This is a genomic window from Haloprofundus sp. MHR1, assembly GCF_005155585.1.
Taxonomy (GTDB): domain Archaea; phylum Halobacteriota; class Halobacteria; order Halobacteriales; family Haloferacaceae; genus Haloprofundus; species Haloprofundus halophilus.
Window position 1 is genome coordinate 414,818 of record NZ_CP039833.1, and the last position, 21,669, is coordinate 436,486.

Annotated in this window: 17 protein-coding genes; 10 read left to right on the forward strand and 7 right to left on the reverse strand. The window is 50.7% G+C overall.

Annotation, left to right across the window (positions count from 1 at the left end; genetic code table 11):
* Positions 1–675: 675 nt before the first annotated feature.
* Complete coding sequence (locus FCF25_RS01975) at positions 676–1,407, reverse strand: hypothetical protein (RefSeq protein ID WP_343192891.1); 732 nt, start codon at positions 1,405–1,407, stop codon at positions 676–678.
* Positions 1,408–1,604: 197 nt separating this feature from the next.
* Here FCF25_RS01975 and FCF25_RS01980 point away from each other — a divergent pair, with 197 nt between their 5' ends.
* The gene (locus FCF25_RS01980; protein ID WP_168191189.1) at positions 1,605–1,892 is read left to right on the forward strand and encodes an ArsR family transcriptional regulator; all 288 of its coding nucleotides are present in this window, start codon (positions 1,605–1,607) and stop codon (positions 1,890–1,892) included.
* Between the two features lie 10 nt (positions 1,893–1,902).
* Here FCF25_RS01980 and FCF25_RS01985 read toward each other — a convergent pair whose 3' ends face one another.
* Entirely contained in the window at positions 1,903–2,133 is a 231-nt protein-coding gene (locus FCF25_RS01985; RefSeq protein ID WP_137047153.1) for an HTH domain-containing protein, read from the reverse strand.
* 192 nt (positions 2,134–2,325) lie between these two features.
* On the opposite strand from FCF25_RS01985, the gene FCF25_RS01990 reads away from it, so the two are divergent.
* Both FCF25_RS01990 and FCF25_RS02000 read left to right on the forward strand, forming a co-directional pair.
* The gene (locus FCF25_RS01990) at positions 2,326–2,631 is read left to right on the forward strand and encodes a hypothetical protein (protein WP_137047154.1); all 306 of its coding nucleotides are present in this window, start codon (positions 2,326–2,328) and stop codon (positions 2,629–2,631) included.
* Between the two features lie 367 nt (positions 2,632–2,998).
* The gene (locus tag FCF25_RS02000) at positions 2,999–3,919 is read left to right on the forward strand and encodes an NAD-dependent epimerase/dehydratase family protein (protein WP_137047156.1); all 921 of its coding nucleotides are present in this window, start codon (positions 2,999–3,001) and stop codon (positions 3,917–3,919) included.
* A 107-nt stretch (positions 3,920–4,026) separates the two neighbouring features.
* Here the strand turns inward: FCF25_RS02000 and FCF25_RS02005 are convergent, their stop codons facing one another.
* A complete protein-coding gene (locus FCF25_RS02005) occupies positions 4,027–5,178 on the reverse strand; it encodes a glycosyltransferase family 4 protein (RefSeq protein WP_137047157.1) in 1,152 nt (383 codons plus the stop codon).
* 489 nt (positions 5,179–5,667) lie between these two features.
* Between FCF25_RS02005 and FCF25_RS02010 the strand changes: the two genes are divergently transcribed.
* The 3 genes from FCF25_RS02010 to FCF25_RS02020 are packed head-to-tail and all read left to right on the forward strand — an operon-like array spanning position 5,668 to position 9,052.
* Positions 5,668–6,939 (forward strand): sulfatase, encoded by a 1,272-nt coding sequence (locus FCF25_RS02010; RefSeq protein WP_137047158.1) that lies wholly within the window; start codon positions 5,668–5,670, stop codon positions 6,937–6,939.
* Positions 6,940–8,019 (forward strand): glycosyltransferase family 1 protein, encoded by a 1,080-nt coding sequence (locus tag FCF25_RS02015; RefSeq protein WP_137047159.1) that lies wholly within the window; start codon positions 6,940–6,942, stop codon positions 8,017–8,019. It begins immediately after the preceding gene.
* 1 nt (position 8,020) lies between these two features.
* Entirely contained in the window at positions 8,021–9,052 is a 1,032-nt protein-coding gene (locus FCF25_RS02020; RefSeq protein WP_137047160.1) for a glycosyltransferase family 4 protein, read from the forward strand.
* A gap of 1,472 nt (positions 9,053–10,524) precedes the next feature.
* On the opposite strand, the gene FCF25_RS02025 is transcribed toward FCF25_RS02020, so the two are convergent.
* Positions 10,525–12,093 carry a hypothetical protein gene (locus tag FCF25_RS02025; protein ID WP_137047161.1) on the reverse strand — a complete coding sequence of 523 codons (1,569 nt, stop codon included), beginning with the start codon at positions 12,091–12,093 and terminating at the stop codon, positions 10,525–10,527.
* 395 nt (positions 12,094–12,488) lie between these two features.
* Here FCF25_RS02025 and FCF25_RS02030 point away from each other — a divergent pair, with 395 nt between their 5' ends.
* Positions 12,489–13,571 carry a glycosyltransferase family 4 protein gene (locus tag FCF25_RS02030; RefSeq protein ID WP_137047162.1) on the forward strand — a complete coding sequence of 361 codons (1,083 nt, stop codon included), beginning with the start codon at positions 12,489–12,491 and terminating at the stop codon, positions 13,569–13,571.
* Between the two features lie 101 nt (positions 13,572–13,672).
* On the forward strand, positions 13,673–14,701 hold the full coding sequence (locus tag FCF25_RS02035) for a polysaccharide pyruvyl transferase family protein (protein WP_217353086.1): 1,029 nt from the start codon (positions 13,673–13,675) through the stop codon (positions 14,699–14,701).
* A gap of 129 nt (positions 14,702–14,830) precedes the next feature.
* Here FCF25_RS02035 and FCF25_RS02040 read toward each other — a convergent pair whose 3' ends face one another.
* On the reverse strand, positions 14,831–16,291 hold the full coding sequence (locus FCF25_RS02040) for an oligosaccharide flippase family protein (RefSeq protein WP_137047163.1): 1,461 nt from the start codon (positions 16,289–16,291) through the stop codon (positions 14,831–14,833).
* 116 nt (positions 16,292–16,407) lie between these two features.
* Positions 16,408–17,649: a glycosyltransferase family 2 protein gene (locus FCF25_RS02045; RefSeq protein WP_137047164.1), complete on the reverse strand. Its 1,242-nt coding sequence runs from the start codon at positions 17,647–17,649 to the stop codon at positions 16,408–16,410.
* A gap of 814 nt (positions 17,650–18,463) precedes the next feature.
* Here FCF25_RS02045 and FCF25_RS02050 point away from each other — a divergent pair.
* Positions 18,464–19,489 (forward strand): sugar phosphate nucleotidyltransferase, encoded by a 1,026-nt coding sequence (locus FCF25_RS02050; protein ID WP_137047165.1) that lies wholly within the window; start codon positions 18,464–18,466, stop codon positions 19,487–19,489.
* Here the strand turns inward: FCF25_RS02050 and aglM are convergent, their stop codons facing one another.
* The gene (aglM, locus tag FCF25_RS02055) at positions 19,490–20,788 is read right to left on the reverse strand and encodes a UDP-glucose 6-dehydrogenase AglM (protein WP_137047166.1); all 1,299 of its coding nucleotides are present in this window, start codon (positions 20,786–20,788) and stop codon (positions 19,490–19,492) included. It abuts the gene before it with no gap.
* A gap of 111 nt (positions 20,789–20,899) precedes the next feature.
* Between aglM and aglF the strand changes: the two genes are divergently transcribed.
* A complete protein-coding gene (gene aglF / locus FCF25_RS02060; protein WP_137047167.1) occupies positions 20,900–21,631 on the forward strand; it encodes a UTP--glucose-1-phosphate uridylyltransferase AglF in 732 nt (243 codons plus the stop codon).
* The last annotated feature ends 38 nt before the right edge of the window (positions 21,632–21,669 follow it).

Consider the following 21,669-nt stretch of genomic DNA (forward strand, 5'->3'; position numbering starts at 1 on the left):
TCTCGTCGATGATTATAATCTCTTCGCTGATTTGAACTCTCAAATATTTTGATGTAGTGGCGCAGTGTGATTCATGAGTAACCTCAGGGAGTAGACCGTGTGTAGGTGATTCTAGTCTCCTATTCACCTCTACAAATCGTCCTTCTCGTATGATTACGGAACTTGGTAATCCCGTGAGATCTCCAACTTACCACGCCCTGTTGAGTATATTTAACAATAACTATAACCGATGAAATTCACGCTCCTCTCACAATGATCATCTGGTGTCCGAACTGTGAGAATCGATTCGAACTCAGAGAGCACGCTCGAGCTACTGTTTCCTGCGAAAAGTGTACCCACCATTTTGATCACACTACTCTCTATAGCGACGAAAGAGTTCGACGAGAGATGTGTGGAGACAGACCAACCGTCCATTTCGGCCCCTGTCACAGTAACGGCCTTCCCATGCTCTGATATTTCACGTATCGCTGTGCCACTGTCAGTCGGTACGATATCACACTCGTTGTGATTAGTCTCGATCGTGTATTCTCTCTACTCTCGTTTCTACCTCGTCTACAACTCCTATCCACGACTGGGATTTTCCGGGTGCTGCTGCTCAGAGTAGGGCGTACTCGTGGGTTGGTGTCTGCGGACGAGGTCTCCGAGTGAGACTCGTCCGTCTAAATCACAGCCTCGTTATCGCCACCTCATCACAACGTCTGTGATGGCCGTGTTCGACTTCGGTGACGTACTCGCGAGTTCGGCCACTGCGCGTTCTGTGAAGACGGTGCGTTTGGTTCCACGGCGTTTGACTACCTGGACGTCTTCTTTCCCGAGTCGGTCGAGAAAGTCCATGACGCGACTGATGGTCTGGGTGTGGGGCGTTCGCCCCTCTTTGGCTTTCAGAATCTTTCGGATTGTGGCTGAGTCGATGGTGAAGCCTGCGGGGACTTTCTTCGCGTACTCGCGGACGTCTTTGGCGATGAAACGAGCACGTTCTTGGTTGGCCGTGAGTTTCGAGACGGCTTTCGAGGGGAGGCTGGCGAGTTGCTGCAGTGGCGATTTGTTCTGACTAGCCTCGTCGGAGTCTGTATCTTCGGTGTCTTCGAGTGCGTGAATACGCTGTTGAAGGTGTTTTCGGTGGTCACTCGATACAGTGAGTTTCTCTTCGTACTCGTTGAGGCGTTCGCGTTGTGCTTTGAGTTGCTCGCGCTGAGAGGCGATGGTTTCAGCTTGCGCGTCGACCGTTTCTTCGAGATCTGATTTTTGGTTTTCGAGTGCGTCGACGCGGTCTTCGAGTTCATCGAGTCGTGACTGGAGGTCTTCGAGAGAGTCAGTCATTGGGTGACCTCCGAGGTGAGGGGTGGCTGTGCGACGAGACCTTTTTGCGTGAGGGGGGTGTTCGATGGCATGCGGTTTGACTTCCATCGACCGCACCGGATCCGTGTCTTCAGCACGGGTCCTTTCTGAGAGGACTAAGTAATCCAGTGAACAGTCGTTAGTCCGTGTTTCTCTCTGTCGGTACTTAGAACTAGTGCATTGAACGCTATGTTAGAACGCGCTGTTCAAGATACTTCACCGACATATTAGCCACGCTTATTGGGTGGTCTGTGGCTCATAGAAACATGAGACGACCGCACGTTGAATGGATGACCCGTGCGGATGATGCGATTCTAGAGTTCTTGCTAAACGAGGGAAATCGACCACTGATAGTGACGCCTGGAGTTATTGAGGCCAACATCGCGTATGCGCTCTCGTCGATTAATCAGCGACTTCGAAAACTGAAGGCAGCAGGATTAGTCGACTATCACGACGAAGAAAGAGGTCTATACAAAATCACAGAGAAGGGCGAACAGTACTTGTCTGGTGAAATTTCACCAGAGGATCTCACTCTTGAAGACTTTTTGGAGTAGCTTACCCCAGCTATTTTATCCACCAAACCACGGATCTGGCACCAACCTCTTTTCGACCGACTTTGTCGACCTCTGCTAATTGAGCAAGTTTTCGACCCACTGTGTCACGTGAGACGTCCAGTTTGTCAGCGATCTCCGTTGCTGTCATGACTGGGTCATCGGAGTTCTCAAGAATCTTGAGCACAGATTCGGACGTTGTAAGCTCAGTAAACTTGCCTTCCTCGTCACGATTTCTCGTCATACCTGGTCTTTAGAATCAGTACACGTAGCCCTTGCGACACCTGTCTCACCTCATCAGAGTCAGTCTATTCCGGTACGTTTATTTCCATGAGACACGTGTCTTGTGGTACGGAAGACAGGTCCCTTTCGGGTATGAGAATGCCCGCGTGCTGGTACACGCGGGACCGGTCTTCCAAATTGGAGCAGAAGACCAATGTCAACTAGGAAAGCCGCAACACAAGAGCCTACCGTATCGCTCATCAACCACTTCACCCACGCGCTCGCACGCTCGTTCACTCTCGGCGTCGACGAAGAGGGCTACACGCATCACTACTACCAGTCCGCCGACGCCGTCGTCGTCCACAACGGCCGCGACCTCGATTACTACCAACCACTCAACGGTCGCCCCCTTACACACTGGCAGAAATACGTCGCACAGAAACGTGGCTGGGAGTCATTCGGTCAACTTGCACACGCTGGACTCAGAGTCGATGTTCGACAGAAGGAGGCCCGTATATGAGCGCACGCGAAGAACTCCGAATGCATCTCTCCCAGGCTTTGTCTCGGACTCAGGACCCTGACGTGCAAGCACACTTGTACGCAGCTCTGCAGTCCTGTGAGGAACTTTCGTCGACGCCACTAGTTGAGTGTCCAGTCTGTCGGAAGGTTGGACTGCCAGAGCGAATCGAAGTGCACGACTGTCAAGGACGGTAGCTACTCGACAAACCGCCACTGACATCTCTTTGTTTTCATGGTATTGAAGGCCTATTGAACCCTCCACAGTGAGCCTAGGAGACGAAAGAAGAGTACCACTTAGCTAGGGCTATCTTTGTGAATGAACTCATCAATGAAAGAGTATTTACCACAGAGTACTACACTTTGACCAAATGCAAGGACAGCGTATTCTCGTTACTGGAGGAGCAGGTTTCATTGGATCGAATCTTGCGAACCATCTCGCTGAATCGAATGACGTTATTGCTCTCGACGACGGATATCTTGGAACGCCTGAGAACCTCGGCGACGAAGTCGAGTTCGTCAACGCAAGTGTCCTGGACGAAGATCTCCCGACAGACGTTGACGTCGTGTTCCATCTCGCCGCACTCTCATCGTACGCAATGCACGAAGATGACCCGACGAAAGGTGCTCGTGTGAACGTCGAAGGCTTCGTAAACGTCGTCGAACAGGCGCGAGATGATGGGTGTGACACAGTAGTGTATGCTTCCACGTCCTCGATTTACGGGAATCGGACAGAGCCCTCTCCTGAGGATATGGATGTGACGGTGAATACGGGGTATGAGGCGTCGAAGCTGGCTCGTGAGTGTTACGCAGAATACTTTGCTAACCACTACGATATGTCGATGGCTGGTATGCGCTTCTTCTCGGTGTATCAGGGCTATGGTGGCGCTGAAGAACACAAAGGCGAGTATGCGAATATCATCGCACAGTTTGCCGATGATATTGCGAATGGCCGGTCGCCGAAAATCTACGGGGATGGGACGCAGACGCGTGACTTCACGCACGTCAATGATATCGTTCGTGGTCTAGTTGCAGCCGCAGAACACCGACTGACAGGTGTGTATAACCTTGGAACAGGAGAGAGCTATAACTTCAATACCGTTGTTGAGCTACTAAACGAGGAACTTGCTACCGAGGTAGAACCAGAGTACGTGGAAAACCCAATTCCAGACAGTGTGTACGTCCACGATACGATGGCTTCGATTGAGAAGATGCGAAAAGCAACTAAATGGGTGCCCCAGATTAGCTTCGAAGAAGGAATAGAGAGGGTCTGTCGGCAGTACAAGGAATAATATGAGTCGCTCTACCTCACGTATAGATACAGTGTCTCTCAACTGAGTAACTAAGCAAGGCATCAACAATCGACGCTATACAGAAGATACCTTATTCCAGTTCATAATCACCACGTTCCATTGACCGCTCTGCGATAGGCTGATTCAGCCTGGTCAGCAACATTATCCCAATCAAACTGCTGAGCGCGAGACCGTGGATTCTGGGTTGGCCGATCACCAGCAAGGGCTCGATCGAGTGCGTCTGCAACAGCCTCCTTTGAGGGATCAACGAGATATCCAGCATCTTCGATGACTTCGCTCGCTGCAGACTCGGGGTGGTCTGCAGCAATCACAGTGCAATCTGCGGCCATCGCCTCGGCAAACGTGATGCCAAATCCTTCTCGAGTCGACGGAGAGGCAAATACGCGTGCTGCTCGCATGTGGCCTAGTACGTCATCGTACTCGTCAAGAAACCCGAGGAAGGAGATTTGCTCCGAACAGCCAAGCTTTGAGGCTTGTTTGCGCAGGCGGTCACTCTCTGGACCATCGCCAATTATGCCAAGTGTTGCGTCATAGTGGTCAGCAATTGAGTCAAATGCGTCTAGAAGTAGCGAGACATTCTTATCAGAAATGAGTCGTCCGGCAAAGAGAACATCGTAACTGTCCTGACCGTTGTCTCTCGGTAGTGGTGCGTCATCGATTTGAGAGATGTCGATACCATTTGGGACAACTTCGATAGAATTCCGTGACGGCCCAATCTTGGCGAGACGGTCAGCGGTGATTCCCGAGACGGCGATGGGAAATTGTGGTGTATGTGCCGTGAGATACTCGATGGTTTGTCCAAAGGGAGCTAATCGTCCAAGATAGTCGTTCCAGTAGGAGCGCCAGACTTCATGCCATGTGGTTACAATGGGAGTTCCAGTTCCTAACCCAGCAAGTTTCGAGGAAAGGATGGGAAAAAACGGGAAGACGGAGGCGACAACAAGGTCGTGGTTTTGGGTGCTTAGTTCTTTACGCAGCGGAATAGCGAGTCGGGCACTGAAATCAATGGCTTCTGTGATAGAGCGCCGATCATCAGTATAAAGATCGGTCGCAGGTGCGACCGCTCGAAGAGTGATCCCTTCGTGGGTTATCTCCTCCGGGCCGTCCCAGAAGTGACGCCCGTAGATGGTGACATCGTGGCCCTTCGCAACGAGTCGGGTGGCGATTTCGTGGATGCGCTTCTCTGCACCGCCGGTCACGTAAGGGTAGACGACGTTTGAGACGAAACAGACTCGCATTACATGCCGAACATATTGGCTACGATAACACTGTTTCGGTCTTGAAAAAGCCGGATTCTCACTTTCCAATTGCGGAGGTGCTTGGAGCCGTACTAGAATAATACGTTTCGAGGGCTAAACTGTCCAACAAAGTGTCAAGCTACACCGTTTCTAAGAGGTATTGCGGGACCAGAGTCATTTGTCACACCTTGCTGTTTCACCGTATATCCCGCATATCCTAGCGTTTAGAGTTGGGATTAGAGTGTCACAACGAAACCTTCAGGAATGCTATGCGTAACATAGCAGATCCGTAGTGTACCGGAAATCAAATACTGCAGACAGATCGTAGTGAACCGCTTTAACCGCTTCGTCGAATATAGCAGAATCTGCGAGACACACCGACCTATGCGAATTCATCGAAGACCAGGAGTCTGAAATGGAACAGTAATATCCCCGAGTTGATCTCTCGTTTCGGAAGAATAAAATACTGCGCGAATAGGTTACACCCAGATGACGACGGAACGTCCAGAGAATATTATCCTGCTTTCGGCTGACGCCCTCCGTGCTGACCACCTCTCTTGTCACGGATATCATCGAGAAACTTCACCTGTATTAGACGACCTTGCAAAGGAGAGTTTGCACTTCACGAACACCTACAGCGCAAGTTCGCATACGCGTGAGGCGGTACCAGCACTTCTCACGGGCAAGTACCCCGACGCCGCAATCTGCTCCGACTATCGCCTCGCAACGGACACAGTTGCTTCGACACTCTCTAATGCGGGATTCAAAACCGGTGGCTTTCACTCGAATCCCTTTGTCTCACGGGCGTACGGCTTCGATAGGGGGTTTGACAAATTCGATGACGACCTTCACCTCGGCCAGCACAAGCTGATCGCACTGGCGCAGCGAGCGCTCGATAAGCTTCGAAACCGACACTACGCTCGCGCCGAGGAGATAAACGAGCGATCATTGAAGTGGGTCGATTCGCTTAATGAGGACGGGTCGTTCTTCCTCTGGAATCACTACATGGACACCCACGGCCCGTACGAACCGCCAGGTGACTACGCGACGCTGTATTCCGACCACGGCTTGTCCAGTCGGGACGCCCAATCGCTGTACAAGCATGCCATCAACGACCCCGACTCCATTACCGACGATGAGCGGCAGCTACTGATTGATCTATACGACGCCGAGATTCGGTATATCGATGAGCGCATAGGGGAGTTTCTGGATGACCTTCGGGAGCGTGGAATAATAGAGAAGTCGGTAGTGATTTTCACTGCCGACCACGGTGACGCGTTCGGTGAACACGGCTACTATGAACACCCGCGGTATCTGCACGACGAAATTACGAAGGTGCCGTTGCTAGTACGGCCGCCGGGTGGCGCCGGCGGTAAGAAGGTGACGGCCCCCGCCAGTACACTCGATATCGCTGCCACCATTGACGATATCGTCAGCATTGATAACGAATGGGAGGGTGAATCACTGTTTGAGATAACGGGGAAGGACAGAACAGTGTTCCTCCAAGTCCGCGGTGAAGACGAGCACAGCCATCTCCGGCGTTATGCTTCCCGGACCGAAACTGGTGCCTGTTTCTGTGAGCGAGATCAGGAGACGGAGTCAATTCAGTTCGATTCCTGTACTGACCGGTCTCACCAGAGTGAACTGGAAGCCCACGTCAAGGAACGTATTAAGCGAGAAAACGGTGAATGCACTTCAGATTCAGAAGAAGTGAACGACGAAGTCGAACGACGGCTCGATGCGCTTGGGTACAAAGAATAGATGATGAAGGTAGGCGTTAACGCACGAACGTTTACAGTTGATGAACCCGGTGGGGCAGTACAGACTTCGATAAAACATACGAAAGGACTAATCGAAAGAGACGACACTGACGTCGTTTTGTTTGGTGCGAAGGAGTTGGAATTAGTCTTTCCAGACACTCCTCTTGTCACCACTGGTTACCCTGTCCCATCGCAGATGTACGGTCTCCTCTGGGAACGGGTTGCACTGCCTACTCTGGCAGACCGGTCAGATATTGACGTGCTGTACTGTCCGAACGGCAACGCTCCTGCAACCCGGACCTCGTGTCCCGTCGTGATGTGTATCCACGACGTGAACGCCCTAAAAGGATGGTCTAGCGGCGTTCATCAACTGTACCGGAAAACTACTGTTCCTCGTGGTGCGAAACTGGCGGACACAATCACGACGGTTTCTGAATTCTCGAAGGGTGAGATTGTCCAACATCTCAACGTACCTGAATCCAAAGTATCTGTCGTATACAACGGCGTTGACGAGTCGTTTTTCACCACCAAGAGTGAGCCACTTGATGGTCTTCCTGAGAACTACTTGCTATTCGTCGGGTCGATGAACCCACGAAAGAATCTGGAGCGGGTCGTCAAGTCCTACGTCGCTATCAAAGAACAAACTAATCTCCCACACGAGCTGGTCATCATTGGGCCTGAGAACAAGAACATTTTCAAGGGCGTAGATATCGAAAGCCGAGATAATATTGTTACCCCTGGATTCGTAACTGAAGAGGAACTGAAGTTCGCCTACGAGAACGCGGACGTCTTTGTCTTTCCGTCGCTGTACGAAGGATTTGGGCTCCCGCCGCTGGAAGCCCTAGCATGTGGCACGCCTGTCGTTGCTTCTGAAACGACATCTCTCGGAGAGATCCTCCAAAAAGGGTGTATCCTGGTTGACCCTGAAGACGTTCAGGGCATTACAGATGCAATAGTACAGATATTAGAGGATGAGCAACTAGCTAGAAATCTTATAACTCAGGGGAAAGCGTATGCTCGAGAGTTCACCTGGAAAAACGCGACTAAACAACTACGAGACGTTCTCTCAAAAACGGTCTAATATGGACCTGATAGTCATCTCACGTGAATTTCCCCCGTACGTTGCTGGGGGTATTTCGTACCATCTGAAAAACCTTTACAGCAAATTAGCCGATTTTGGACACAATATCACAATTCTGGCTGGCAGACCACGAGCAATCGATACCACGGACTCTATCGAGAGCGCGGAGTCGTTAGATATTCACTGGGTCGATTATTATTCGCTCTCAGGCTACCATCTTCAGTTTCCTACTGCGCTATACAACACGTTGCGTGGGTTCGACATTCACGACTACGACGTTGCGCTGACCCATACCGAGATCCCATACGACCTCGGTATCCCAACGCTACACAAGGTCCACGATGCAAAACACATTGAACGGACTTTCAGCCGAACTCAGATGGGAGTACTGACCAAGATTGCAGATTCAGCACTGGCCAGAACTCGTCGCTGGACGACACAGCGGGTGTTTGACTGTGCCGATAGGCTGATCTTCAATAGCGAGTTGACAGAGTCCGTATGGAAAGACGAATATCAAATTTCAAGTCCGACGCACATCGTCTACAACGGCGTCGATCAGGAGATTTTCTACCCCCGAGATGTTCCCGACGACGAGTACGTGCTCTTTGTCGGTAACAGCCCTAGAAAAGGATTACCGAAAGTCAGAGCATTCGCCCGTGAAGCTTCTTATCCTGTGTATGTGGTCGGAGACGTCGCCGAATCCGAGAATCTGCGGGCTATCGGACGGGTTGACCAGTCGGAACTCGCCGAATACTATAGTTCGGCGATTGCAACCATCCATCCAGCGAACTTTGAGGCGTTCGGCAACGTCATTCTCGAATCGCTCGCTTGTGGCACGCCTGTCGTCGTCAGCGACCGCTGTGGTGCAGCCGAAATCGTCGACGACTCATGTGGACGGGTGACTGATGATTATCATACTGGGGTAACTGATGTATTGGGCCTGTCTCCTGATTCTTGTATTGCGAAGGCTGAGGAGTTCTCTTGGGAAAAGGTAGCACGAAAAACTGAATTAATTGCTACAGAGCACTGTTGATAAGAGCAATATGGTCATAGTGTCTCACTTGATGAGGCTTCTTTACTAAACATGGATGTCTCATCCGATGTGTATCCTTATTTCTCTTGGAATTAGCTTTGCTCAACAAATTCTCGGTAGGGATAGAGCAGCTACAGATCAATATCTCTTTTCTTGATCCTGGCGCGACCCAAGCGAACTGGCAAGCGAAACTGGACTTCCTCGGGGACAACGGTGGGGTCTGGCCGTCCCCCGATAAGGGACGTTTCAGTGCGATTACCTTTCCATCCCGAGCAACGTCACGTTTGACCCGCTCGTTTATCTTGGTGCGTAATCCACTCTTCCAAACAATCTAAGTGATACCCCACAGTCTGTTTTGCGGACGAAAGAGGGGTCAGAAATGTCGAGGTTGACGGACGAGAATCGGAATTCCGTTATTTATACGGCTCCAATTGAGCCCACGATTTGCTGTTTCAGCGGACGAGGCTGGTGACTTCCACCCTACCGACTGTATGGTCGAATCGTATTATTTAATTACATCATCCGGACAAATTTGGTGGCTGCCGAGACGAAAGCATGTTCAGAGGTCTCGAACTCGAAAACACAGCCACCGACCACTGGTTGTATATCGAACATGGGAGCAACAACTATGCAAAGAACATCGAAGGCAGTGTGTTCTATAGCACGGGTGGCATTATCGTGTGAGGGAACGGTTCTAAAACCTCGGGTGACACCATCGAAACCGTCCACGCCCACGACACGGCGATAACTCCCAAGGGGACTCAGCTAGAACACGTCGTTAAATTTCGCATACCAAGTGCCGCTGGCGACGAAGGCAACTCCACGCTCCGAGACATAACTGTTGAAAGTCCGCACGCTGATGAGCTTGGAATTTTGGCGCAGTCTAGTCACAAGGTGGAGATAGACGGTGTGTATTATACAGGGCGTTTGACCAGATGGGGCTTATTGACCTCCGGTCCGATGGCTCCCGTACGTCCGAATTAGACATTCGAGTTACAGATACCACGACTCGCGGAAATCAACTCATCAGACTCACAGCCCATTACGAAGTTGAAAACGTTGGGCTCAGAGAGCCAAATACGTCTACGTCCAAAGGAGTTCATCTCCAAGGCGACGGTGTGTCTGCCCAAGACCTAGACATTAGCAGTGGTGGCGTAGCTATTGAAACCTACACAGATGTGGATGTAGAAATAGTGCTTGACATACGACAGTTGAAAACAGATAACACTACTCGCGTGTCTATGAACGGTGATACTGGCTTGGCTTACTTCGCTGACGGATGTATGATCCCGCAACGGCTATCTTCTATCCCGTGTCATTCCTCTACGACGGTTATGAGAGATTCAGCAACGGCGGGACTGTCGACTCGACGAAGGGGCCAGATATTGGGATGATAGTACTGAGAATTGAATGTCTGTCGTTGATGTTGTGACGTGGACGGCTTCCTAATATATAAGTATTAAAGAGTGAAATTAACAGCTACCGATCGTAATCCCTCCCGCTGAGTAAAAGACGTTATGCCCGGCTGGCCGGACCCATTGGTCTATCCCCAGATAATTAGAACGTTGAACCGAGTAAGACTTGCAGGTTGGGGCATCAGATAGCCTGCTTACGTTATCGTATTTATTACTGAAGGTCCAGAAACGGGGATGCTCATCGGCAATTAACTGCCCCTGTCCATGTATCTTCATCCAATCGGCTGCTGCATATTCTGAGGAAGTGTAGTGCGCCTCTAAATATACCATTTGTGACGGGTTTGTATCGATGACATACGCTGGGACGAGAGCAAGCTGCGTAATGACCAGTGCTGTTACAAGTACCACGGCAACAGTCTTGGGTCGTGGTACGGTGACGCGCTTATTGACTAACATCACAACGGTGACTGGAGTTAATAATAGAATCATAAAACCTAGATACCGGCCCGCAGACAGCGGGACGATCTTGCCTGCGACAGTCGTCCCGAGGAAACCAACTGCGAAAATGCCAGACAGAACTGCCCACGCGAACTCCCAGTCGGCAGTTTTCCCCTTCGAGAGTACACCTGCAGCTGTGATGGTGCTCATCGCGAAGTATACGACAAACGAGGACCAAACCAATAGCTTCCTCTCAAAAGCTGGTTGGGCAGCGGATCCAGTGAGCGACGGAGGGTCAAACCCAGTTATGAGTTTGACGGTGACAAAACGTGAGAACGATTCATATGGGAATAAGAACACGAACGCCAATACCACGGTCGCAATAATTCCGTAAACAGCTGTCGGCACAAATCTCGTATGAATCGTATCAAAGCGCGATGAGAGGGACAGATTTCTGACTGCAGACCACAATAAGAAAATCACCGCCCCGACTACAGCGATGTAGTGGTGGACGAGCCCAATAATACTCATCGCTGGGACCACAACTATTGCCTGTTTTCTTGGATTACTGACGACGAAAACCGCGGCAATCGAGAAGAATAACAGAACCATCGCTAAGGGCTCCTCGATGAACTTCACCTGAAACGTTAGGAGCTTCTGTGAAGAGGCTGCCCCTATCGCGGCAAGAAAGGCCGCGGAGTCATCGACGACACGAGCCAGCCCGCGGAAGAGGAAGAGTGGGACTGTAGCAACGATCAAAGGGAGGTACTTGCCAGCAGTCTCCACATCAAGACCGGTTACCTCGACGACGACAGACACTGCAGCGGGGAAGGCTGGCCAGTGACCAAGCCAAGATGTTACTTCGCCCCACCCACTCTGAAAAAGCTCATATGCTACCATGGTATGGTTGTTCGGGTCATACCCGTAGAATCCTGCTTCGTTAGGTCCAACGACTGCGAGCATCGTGATGAACGGGGTCGCGAAAACAAAGATAGATAGCACCCACAGGGGGACATCGAATTTTAAAGCTATGAGGACAGGAAGCATGAATACCGTAAGCAATGCGGCATAATTTGCTTCGACAGGGATGGAAGTGTTTGGAACTATCGAGAGGAAAGCGAATGCTGCGAATGCGAAGAAGTAAACAGATATCCAGAGCTTACACCGGACCAATCGAGCGTTGGCCATTCTATGCAGGATGGATTATTTGATGTTATATGATGCTTTGGATATTCGAGCCGAATGCCGGAACATCTATTTTTGATAGTGTATCTCTTAGACCATCATACGGAGTTCGGTACTCTCCGATAACTTGACCATTTGTGGTATAGGGCAGGGATTGGTGGGACCGGTGCCGTTGTTGACGTCGTCACCAATTCCCAATCAATGTGGGGTTTATCACGGCCGTTTGATAGGGCGCTGTCTTGCGGTTATTGGTCTTTAGACCGATATCGACATACTCTGAAAGGTTCTGGGTCCCGGTCTAACGGTCAGTCCTTAGGAGGTATCCTCAGGCCCTGATCAGAGGGTAGTACATCAAAGAGAACATAAATCTATTTTAAAAGTGGCTCTAACCTTCGGCTATGAAGTTACTCATCGTGACACCGGATTATCCACCGCCACCTGGTGGAATACAAACTGTTGTTCGGAATCTGGAAAAGGGTCTCGAAAACCAGGGTCATACACCAATTATCGAACAGATTGATCCTGAACAGTACACCCCAACTAAAACAGACTATCTCCCTACTGGACGGACTCTATCTGCGCTACAAATATTTTCTCCACATTTTCATCCGTTTTTCAATACAGTCTACCGGCGAGTCACCGAGCAAATCGATGAACACGATCCAGATATCGTCCACGCTACCCATATCCGTATGCTGCCTGCACTCCAAGCAGCAGAATCCAAAGGCATCCCTTCAATCGTTACCGCGCATGCCCTCGAACTGAGTAACAAGCGCCTCGCCGCCGCTGCGTTGAGACAGGCAACCGCTATCCATGCTGTCAGTGAGTTCACCGGTTCTATTATCGAACGGGATCATGGGATATCACCTAATTCTATCATTCACCCGTCGATAGATGTGGACCGCTACACGCCATCTGTTGAGACAACAGATGAGAGCGAACATAACGTATTCACGATATCACGGATTGTCGACCGGAAGAATATCGAGACAATTGTTAATGCGTGGCAGGAAGTAGACGAAAGCGCTCGCGGCGATAGAACGCTTGACATTGCCGGAACGGGACCGAAGTACGACTCCCTCGTTGAGAAGACCGAACGCCTTGACTCTGTTCGGATGCTCGGACGAATAAGTGAAGCCGACAAAATCGAACGCCTCCAGAACGCAGATTTCTTTGTGCTGCCTGCTGGCGGCATGAACTACGATGTCGAGGGATTCGGTATCGTCTACATCGAAGCCCAGGCAGCCGGAACTCCGGTCATCGGTTCTACTGTCGGTGGTGTTCCCGAGGCTGTCGGTGATGGGGGGACGTTACTTGACGATGAAACTGACCACGTCGAGCTATCAAACAAGATGACCAAGCTTCTTTCGGATGACACAGTACGAGAGGAATACGTCGCTCAGGCCCGTTCTCGCATTGACGAATTCGATATCGACTCAGTTGCGACTCAGTATGTAGAGCTGTACGAATCGCTGCTGTAAGCCGAACTGGTACTTTTTAAGTGAAGCGTGCACACTAGTGCTGGCCTCATTCCTAGTCTTCTCTCACAATAGTTATCAAACTCTGTGTGAAACATTGCTGCATGTATTCTCTCAGCCAATTAATGAAAAGTGTGAGAAATCCTGAGAACGTCTCTACAGCGATTCGAAATTCCGTACGTAAATACTCTCCCCATGATGTTGGTGTGCAAGGGAGCTACCGAACTGGCAATATTGGAGATCGGGCTTTGGGAGAAATTTTTACAAAAACTCTCAAAAAAAATGGTCGTCGGGCGTATTTGTTTGATAAAAATGTTGAGTACAGTAATGCCCCGAATAGAATACTAGGTGGTGGCGGCGTTCTTCACGATTGGTATGGCACGGACCATCTCCAAAAGCGTCTCAATTACGTGACTAGTGGTGAGCGGAGTTTTATTATCGGTGTTGGTGCGCCAGGTTTTCATTCAGAGGAAGCTCGAAACCTTATATCAGAGACACTGCCGAACGTAGATTTAATAACTGTTCGGGACCAACGTGCTAAAGACAATATTCAAGCAGTTTGTGATATCGAGATTACTGTTACAGCGTGTCCCGTTTTCCTCTACGATGACCCAGAGGCTGAAGTAACTGACAAAACGGGCGTGAACTTCAGACCGTATTTCGACGAGAAGGAGGATATGTCGGATGAGATCCTGAAGAACTACTTCGGATATGAGGACCTGCATAAAGCGACAGAACGGTACATCGCCAACGCACAGAACATCTGTGATCAGATCGAGAATCCTGTCTTTATTCCGTTCCACTCAAGAGATGAGGAGTTCGCTCGCAAGCATCTAGATATCCCTATCTTCGAGCACAAATTCTCGGTCGAAAAAACACTCAATCGCGTTAGTCGTATGGAACGAATGGTTACAACACGTTACCATTCGTTAATCTTTGCAGCAATCTGTGGAAAACCTGTCCTCACTCTAGCCTACGAACCGAAAGTAGCAGCTATCGCCGACCGGCTGGACGTGCCAGCATACAAGCCTCACAAAGAGGTTCCATTTGAATTCACGTCCGTGTCGAACGTCAGCTCGATACAGAACTCAGCCCACCAGAATTTGGAGTTACTATTCGAATATCTGGAGTGACGCCGCTAGAAGCAGAGCATCTACGCCTTCAACACCAAGCTGTCTTCCGTCTCATTGGACAGTAAGGCATTCAGATGTAACTTCCTCCAGCGTCTGAGGAGCGGATGAACCTACAGCAGTTGACCACTGCTACAGATAGTCGATTCTCGTTTTCAGGTGGTCTTCTATCGCTGATTTTGGAATATAGCCAGCATAGAGATTCACAACGAAGAAAATGAGGAAACCAACTGCTGGGAACACGGAGAGCGTTATTAGCGGAGAAAAGTTAGAAACGTATACTAGAGTAGCAAAAACACTGAAGAAGACTGCCTGAACGAAAATCAGTCTGGATACCCATCGGAACGGGACGAGGTCGAACGGGGACTGGAACCAGATAACGACATTACCGAGGAAGATGGCAATGTACGAGATTGTCGTTCCGATACCCGCACCGAGAATGCCATATCTCGGGATGAGCAGAACATTTAGCAGAACGTTGATAAGGAGTCCACCAACTGTGACGAGCTCGCTTTCCTTGACGGAGCCTGTCGCTTGTAGAACCGGGACGACCGTTCGGCTGATACCCAAAAAGAACGTACCGAAGATGAGTAATTTCAGTGTAAACGCTGCGCTCGTGTATTCGCTTCCGAAGTATACTGCGAGAAATGGTTCAGAAAGAACGAACAGGCCGCCGCCAAACAGCGTCAACGAAAGTACACCATATTTAATTCCCAATCTGATGTTACTGTTTATCTCCTCTATGTTGTTGTCTTTCCAGAGACTCGCACTACGTTGAAGAAAGGCTAGCTGTATGACGGATGGAACGAACCATATCATTTCGGCTGGTACAATAGCACTCTGATAGAGGGCCGTCGATGTGCTTCCGCGAAATGTCTCCACTAGGATGATATCTGCCTTGTACAGCAGCGTCGCGCTCAAACCTCCGATTAGCTGGAATCCGCCGTACCGCACTATCTCAGGTGCATACGTGTGAAATTCATGAGTTCCACCAATCGAAAACAGAGAAAATTTAAACAGAACAACAATCCCTAAAACCCCTAGTAGTATGAATGAGAGTGCGTAGCCAGTGAACACGCCGACTACATCGTAGCCAATGTACGCAAGTATCAGTGCTAAAATTGCGTATAACAACTGACGTGATACATTGAGTATTTCACTGATCGATTCCTGCTGGAACCCATAGAATACCCCTCTCACAGTCGCGAATATGTTGGTGAACAGGAGGGTTGTTGCCAAAATCCAGACGAAGGGGGTGTACCGAGAGGGAATCAGACCAATTTGGATAATCACAAAGATGAGCGCTGTAGCCAGAGCGGCATACAGGATGCTAATTATCAACGCTGTCAATATAACCGACAAAACCGCAGCAGTATCGTTGTTGTTCTCGGCGACAATTTTACGCGTAGCATCGAACAATCCTCCTCTCGAAAGCAACGTTATGATACTGAACCCCGCGAGAATACTCGCATAGAGCCCATAGTCCGCTCTAGAAACGATTCGGACGAGGATTGGGGTGAAAGCTAGACTGATCAGTATTCCGGCTAACTTCCCGGAAAATATGGAGAGTATAGAACGTAGCAGTGAAGCCATATTGATTGTAGGGAAACAATTGCTTTGAGGACTTAATTAACTATGATTTGAGGCGACGTGTTAGGAACTGTTATCTAAATGAAAGTTTAACAACGAACTCAGTCTTTCAAATTGATTTACTTCGCTATCGCACTCAGGAAGAAAGATCCGAAGAAGATCTGAACCCCAAGAATAATCGCAGTGAACGCCAGTATATTTGTCTCTACAACGGGAACCGTCGCGAAGCCGCCCCTGATCCACCGTCCAACAACGACTGCAGCGTATGCTGCACCGACTCCAAAGATGCCAAGCCCAATCGTAGCACCACGCTCGAGGCTGACTCGCTGGATCAGCCACGTCGTGAACGGATCATTCGCTTTCTGAATCGGATCGCTTGCGACCGTCGAAAAGGCTCCTAAACTCGCTACTTGATAGCCGACAAGTGTCAGCAAGCTCCCTGCGATCATCGAGTTTAGACCGAGCGAAACCGGCCCAAGCTGAACGCTCGTATATGCGAGCCCCATCACGAGCATCCCAACTACTCCAAGAACCATCCCTGGAATCGAGAAGAGATGCCCAGGCGCATTCACCAACATGAACTTCACGTGTCGCCAGCCGTCAGAGAAACTCTCGAGTGTCGCTTCACCCTCGCGTGGGTGGTACGTAATCGGAATCTCTTCAATCTCTAAATCCTTCGCGCCGGCTTCCATAATCATCTCGGAGGCGAACTCCATGCCCGTTGAGTTGAGGTCCATCGTCTCAAGCGCCTCACGCGAAAAGACACGCATCCCACTGTGGGCGTCGCTGACGCCAGCGCGGTAGAACACGTTAAGGAACTTCGTCAGCAACGGATTCCCAACGTACTGGTGAAGCTTCGGCATTGAGCCTGGAAGAATCTCTCCCTCAAGGCGGCTCCCCATGGCCATGTCCGCATCACCGTTCGCCACGAGATCATACAGCTTCGGGAGTTCCTCGAAGTCGTACGTACAGTCGGCGTCGCCGATGGCGATGTACTCACCACGGGCACGCTCGAAGGCGTACATGTACGCATACCCATATCCAGGCTTATCCGGAACAACGACGCGTGCGCCGAGTGCTTCTGCAATCTCAGGCGTTCGGTCAGTGGAGCTATCACTGACGACAATTTCGCCAGTCATCTCTAAGTCGACGAGTGCATTCTTGATACGCCGGATACACTCGGCGATGCCCTGTTCTTCGTTGAGCGTGGGCATGACGACGGTAAACTCAGGCGTCTGTTCACTATCCTCGTCAACGAGGTATTTATCGCCGGGATGGTCGCGGTCCAGTTCAATTTCTGCTCCGGAGTTTAGCGATTGTGCGTTCTGAAGTGTATTTGATTTTGAATTTTGCAGTGACATTTTGTCTTATATTCTCCCCTTTCTGACGCTAGGTCAGAGTGACCCAGGAGGTCGCAGATGAGCCGCCAAGTGAATTTCACACCTCGGCGAACTATCCCTGAAAGATACTGATTACTACTCCTACAAAAGAATTGCTTTCGTGTCGATATTCTTAGAAGGTAGAAGTCTCTGCAAATCAGGAAACTTACATAGTTGTTACTGTGCTACGAAGACAGTATTAGCTCAAAGTGAAGCGCCACATTCTGGGCAGTTCATCATAATCGACATCGAAAGCATCCCCGTATCAGAACGGGACACAGAAACCCCACAGACGCGGCACTGGAGCTTCCCCGTCTTTGGGTCATCGGACCGCTCAGGGGAGTCATGCTGTTTCGGATCCATCTTTCAAACAAATCACATCAACTATCCCATAAGTCTTTCTGCCCGATTATTACCAAATCTCAAAACCACCTAAAAACCGATATTACTGCGTCCATGGTACTCAGTAGCGCTCTCATTACAAAGCAGATATAGCGCTCATAGAGATTATGGGACTCAAACGGTCGGTCACACTCGCCGTTCACCGTTGGCTCATTCGACGCGGACTAATCGAACACCCATGGGCAGACAAATCAGACGCCCAAATACAAACCCAGTCTGCTGATATCGAGTCGACCGCGGAGGAACGACCGAATATCGATACGAGCCTACGTTACGATCTCAATGAGTGGCGCTAGCGTCTAACTCATATTCCGAAAGCCAGTTTCGCCTCTAAGAGCGCTACTCAATTGCCATCATAGTAAGTTATTTACATTTTAGGTGTTGGTACGCTCCTATGCAAGCGATTGTCTTAGCTGGAGGGTATGCGACCCGCCTGTGGCCACTCACGAAGGACCGTCCAAAGATGCTCTTGCCGGTCGGTGAAACCACTGTCATCGACGAACTGCTTTCGGATCTCGAAGCCGACGACCGCATCACCGACGTCTTCGTCAGCACGAACGAACGCTTCGCCCCAGACTTCGAGACTCACCTCGAAGACTCCGAGTTCGAGAAACCCCGACTGTCCGTCGAGAAAACTGACGAGGAAGACGAGAAGTTCGGTGTCGTCGGCGCGCTCGCCCAACTCATCGATCGCGAGGATCTCGAAGACAATGACGAAGACCTCGTCGTCGTCGCCGGTGACAACCTCTTCAGTTTTGATCTTCCCGAGTTTATCGACCACTTTGAGGAGGAGTCTACGCCGTCGCTTGCCGCTTACGACGTCGAATCGAAGGAGAAGGCGAAAGCATACGGTCTCGTCGAACTCGACGATGGAGAAGTGGTGAACTTCCAGGAAAAGCCCGACAATCCAAACAGTACGCTTGTCTCGCTTGCTTGCTACGCTTTCCCCTCTGAAGTTCTCTCGCAGTTCGACGAGTATCTATCCTCGGACAATAACCCGGATGAACCGGGCTGGTTCCTCCAGTGGCTACAGTCGCGACAGACGGTCCGCGCATTCACGTTCTCAGGTGCGTGGTTTGACATTGGCTCTGCAGAGGGCTATCTCGAAGCAGTTGACTGGGCGCTCGCAGGCGAACCGCTCGTCGCCGACGATGCGACAGTCGAAAACTCCCGTCTCGAAGGAAGTGTCCAAATCCTCTCTGGTGCGACCGTAACTGATTCGACGCTTACTCGTTCAGTTGTCTTCCCGGATAGTACCATCACCAACGCTACGCTCAACGACTCGGTAATCGACACCGAAGCGACCGTCGAGAACATCGGTCTCTCTGAGAGCGTTGTCGGCTCACATACGACGGTTTCTCAGGACGCAGAGAGCAACGAAGAAGCAGACGAAGACGCGACTGAAGTCGCCCAGAACTAACTACCAGGTTAGTCCTTCATACTCGATTTCGTCTCGTCGCGTAATCACGCGACGACCATCAACGACAATCGGAGTTTTCATCTCATCAAATTCGCTGTTGAGCGCTGCGAACTCATCCCAGTCAGTGACGACAACACAGCCATCAGCATCCACGAGTGCATCCCCAGCACTCTCCGCATACTCAATCTCTGGGAACTGTTCGCGCATGTTTTCGGTAGCGACCGGATCGTAGGCTACAACAGATGCACCACGACTAAGCAACCCATCAATTACGGGAATCGCACGAGAGTGTCGGATATCGTCCGTACCTGGTTTGAACGAGAGTCCGAGTACAGCAATCCGTTTTCCCTCCACGTCAACTTGATTACTGAGTAGCGAAAGCAGTCGCTTTGGTTGCGTCTCATTCACACTCACAGCCGCCTCAAGCAGTTGTGGTTCATACCCTGCGTCTCGTGCGGCAGTGATAATCGCAGCCGTATCCTTTGGGAAACACGACCCACCCCAGCCGACACCACTGCGGAGGAAACGCTCACCAATACGATCATCCAAGCCGATTGCATCTGCAACCTCGTATGCGTCGACACCGAATTCTTTGCAGATGTTTCCGAGTTCGTTGACGAGACTGATTTTCGAGGCGAGAAACGCGTTGTTCGCGTACTTAATCATCTCTGCTTCACGGATACCCGTCTCAACTACCGGAATTTCCGAGTCTGCCTCCGCTTGCAGCGGTGCATAGAGCTCTGTGAGTAGATCTGCTGCTTCAGTCTCATTCACACCAAACACGAGCTTGTCTGGATGCTGCAAATCCGAAACTGCACTCCCTTCTCGCAAGAACTCAGGATTCATCCCAACGAGGAGATCCTCACCCAGTGTCTTGCCTGACGTCTCAGCAACGATCGATGCAAGGACGTCTTCAGTCGTCCCCGGAACGACTGTGCTTTTGGTGACAACGAGATGCATGTCGTCTTTCTTCGCAAGTGTCTCCCCCAAGGTTCGAGCCCCGGCTTCGATGATGCTTGTGTCAATCTGTCCGTCTTCATCAGACGGAGTTGGAAGCGCGAGAAAGGTGACGTCAGTATCTAAGATACGGCTGTAGTTGGTTGTCGTACGAAGTCTATTACTACCATGTTTCGCAATCAACTCGTCCAGTCCGGGTTCGTGAATCGGTGCCTCACCGGCCTCAATTTGCGACACAATTGATTCATCGATATCCACATTGACGACCTCATGGCCAAACTCTGCAAGACACGCAGCGAGGGTCGTACCGACATAGCCGCTTCCGATGATGCTGACGCGCATTGAGACGGTGGTTGCGACGACTCCCTAAGAATGTTCAGATAGTAATCCAGAACAGCGAAACTCTCCACTCTAGTGAAAAGATATACATATCAGTAGTTCCGCGAATGTGCTATGAAGGCAGTCGTCCTCGCAGCCGGGAAAGGAACTCGGCTCAAGCCCCTCACCGATGACAAACCGAAGGGTCTCGTCGAAGTCGACGGCGAACCCATCTTGACACATTGTTTCGAGAAACTCGCCCACCTCGGTGCAGACGAGTTCATCGTCGTCGTCGGCCATAACAAGGAACAGATTATCAGCTACTACGGCGACGAAGTCCAGGGCGTTCCGATCAAGTACGCCCACCAGCGCGAACAGAAGGGACTGGCACACGCACTCCTTACCGTCGAAGAGCACATCGACGACGACTTCGTGTTGATGCTCGGCGACAACATCTTCGAGGCAAACCTCGGCGATGTCATGCGTCGCCAGCAAGAACAGCGCGCTGACGCCGCATTCCTCGTCGAGGAAGTACCCTGGGAGGAAGCCAGTCGCTACGGCGTCTGTAACACGAACGACTACGGTGAGATTACGGAAGTCATCGAGAAACCTGATGAGCCGCCGACGAACCTCGTGATGACTGGCTTTTACACGTTCTCGCCGGAGATCTTCCATGCGTGTCATCTCGTCCAGCCGTCCGACCGCGGCGAATACGAGATCACGGATGCAATCAATCTCCTTATCCAAAGTGGGCGGACGATTGACGCACTCCGCATCGATGGCTGGCGTGTCGACGTCGGCTATCCGGAGGACCGTGACGAGGCCGAACGTCGCTTGCAGGACGAAGAAGTCGCGAAAGCAGACTGAGCCCTCGTCAAACGGTATTTTCCCCTTTCAGAAACTCT

Bases quoted from the DNA above. Each gene is read 5' to 3' on its own strand.
- FCF25_RS01975 (WP_343192891.1), bottom strand. From the start codon at position 1,407: ATGGAAGTCAAACCGCATGCCATCGAACACCCCCCTCACGCAAAAAGG.
- FCF25_RS01980 (WP_168191189.1), top strand. From the start codon at position 1,605: ATGAGACGACCGCACGTTGAATGGATGACCCGTGCGGATGATGCGATT.
- FCF25_RS01985 (WP_137047153.1), bottom strand. From the start codon at position 2,133: ATGACGAGAAATCGTGACGAGGAAGGCAAGTTTACTGAGCTTACAACG.
- FCF25_RS01990 (WP_137047154.1), top strand. From the start codon at position 2,326: ATGTCAACTAGGAAAGCCGCAACACAAGAGCCTACCGTATCGCTCATC.
- FCF25_RS02000 (WP_137047156.1), top strand. From the start codon at position 2,999: ATGCAAGGACAGCGTATTCTCGTTACTGGAGGAGCAGGTTTCATTGGA.
- FCF25_RS02005 (WP_137047157.1), bottom strand. From the start codon at position 5,178: ATGCGAGTCTGTTTCGTCTCAAACGTCGTCTACCCTTACGTGACCGGC.
- FCF25_RS02010 (WP_137047158.1), top strand. From the start codon at position 5,668: ATGACGACGGAACGTCCAGAGAATATTATCCTGCTTTCGGCTGACGCC.
- FCF25_RS02015 (WP_137047159.1), top strand. From the start codon at position 6,940: ATGATGAAGGTAGGCGTTAACGCACGAACGTTTACAGTTGATGAACCC.
- FCF25_RS02020 (WP_137047160.1), top strand. From the start codon at position 8,021: ATGGACCTGATAGTCATCTCACGTGAATTTCCCCCGTACGTTGCTGGG.
- FCF25_RS02025 (WP_137047161.1), bottom strand. From the start codon at position 12,093: ATGGCCAACGCTCGATTGGTCCGGTGTAAGCTCTGGATATCTGTTTAC.
- FCF25_RS02030 (WP_137047162.1), top strand. From the start codon at position 12,489: ATGAAGTTACTCATCGTGACACCGGATTATCCACCGCCACCTGGTGGA.
- FCF25_RS02035 (WP_217353086.1), top strand. From the start codon at position 13,673: ATGTATTCTCTCAGCCAATTAATGAAAAGTGTGAGAAATCCTGAGAAC.
- FCF25_RS02040 (WP_137047163.1), bottom strand. From the start codon at position 16,291: ATGGCTTCACTGCTACGTTCTATACTCTCCATATTTTCCGGGAAGTTA.
- FCF25_RS02045 (WP_137047164.1), bottom strand. From the start codon at position 17,649: ATGTCACTGCAAAATTCAAAATCAAATACACTTCAGAACGCACAATCG.
- FCF25_RS02050 (WP_137047165.1), top strand. From the start codon at position 18,464: ATGCAAGCGATTGTCTTAGCTGGAGGGTATGCGACCCGCCTGTGGCCA.
- aglM (WP_137047166.1), bottom strand. From the start codon at position 20,788: ATGCGCGTCAGCATCATCGGAAGCGGCTATGTCGGTACGACCCTCGCT.
- aglF (WP_137047167.1), top strand. From the start codon at position 20,900: ATGAAGGCAGTCGTCCTCGCAGCCGGGAAAGGAACTCGGCTCAAGCCC.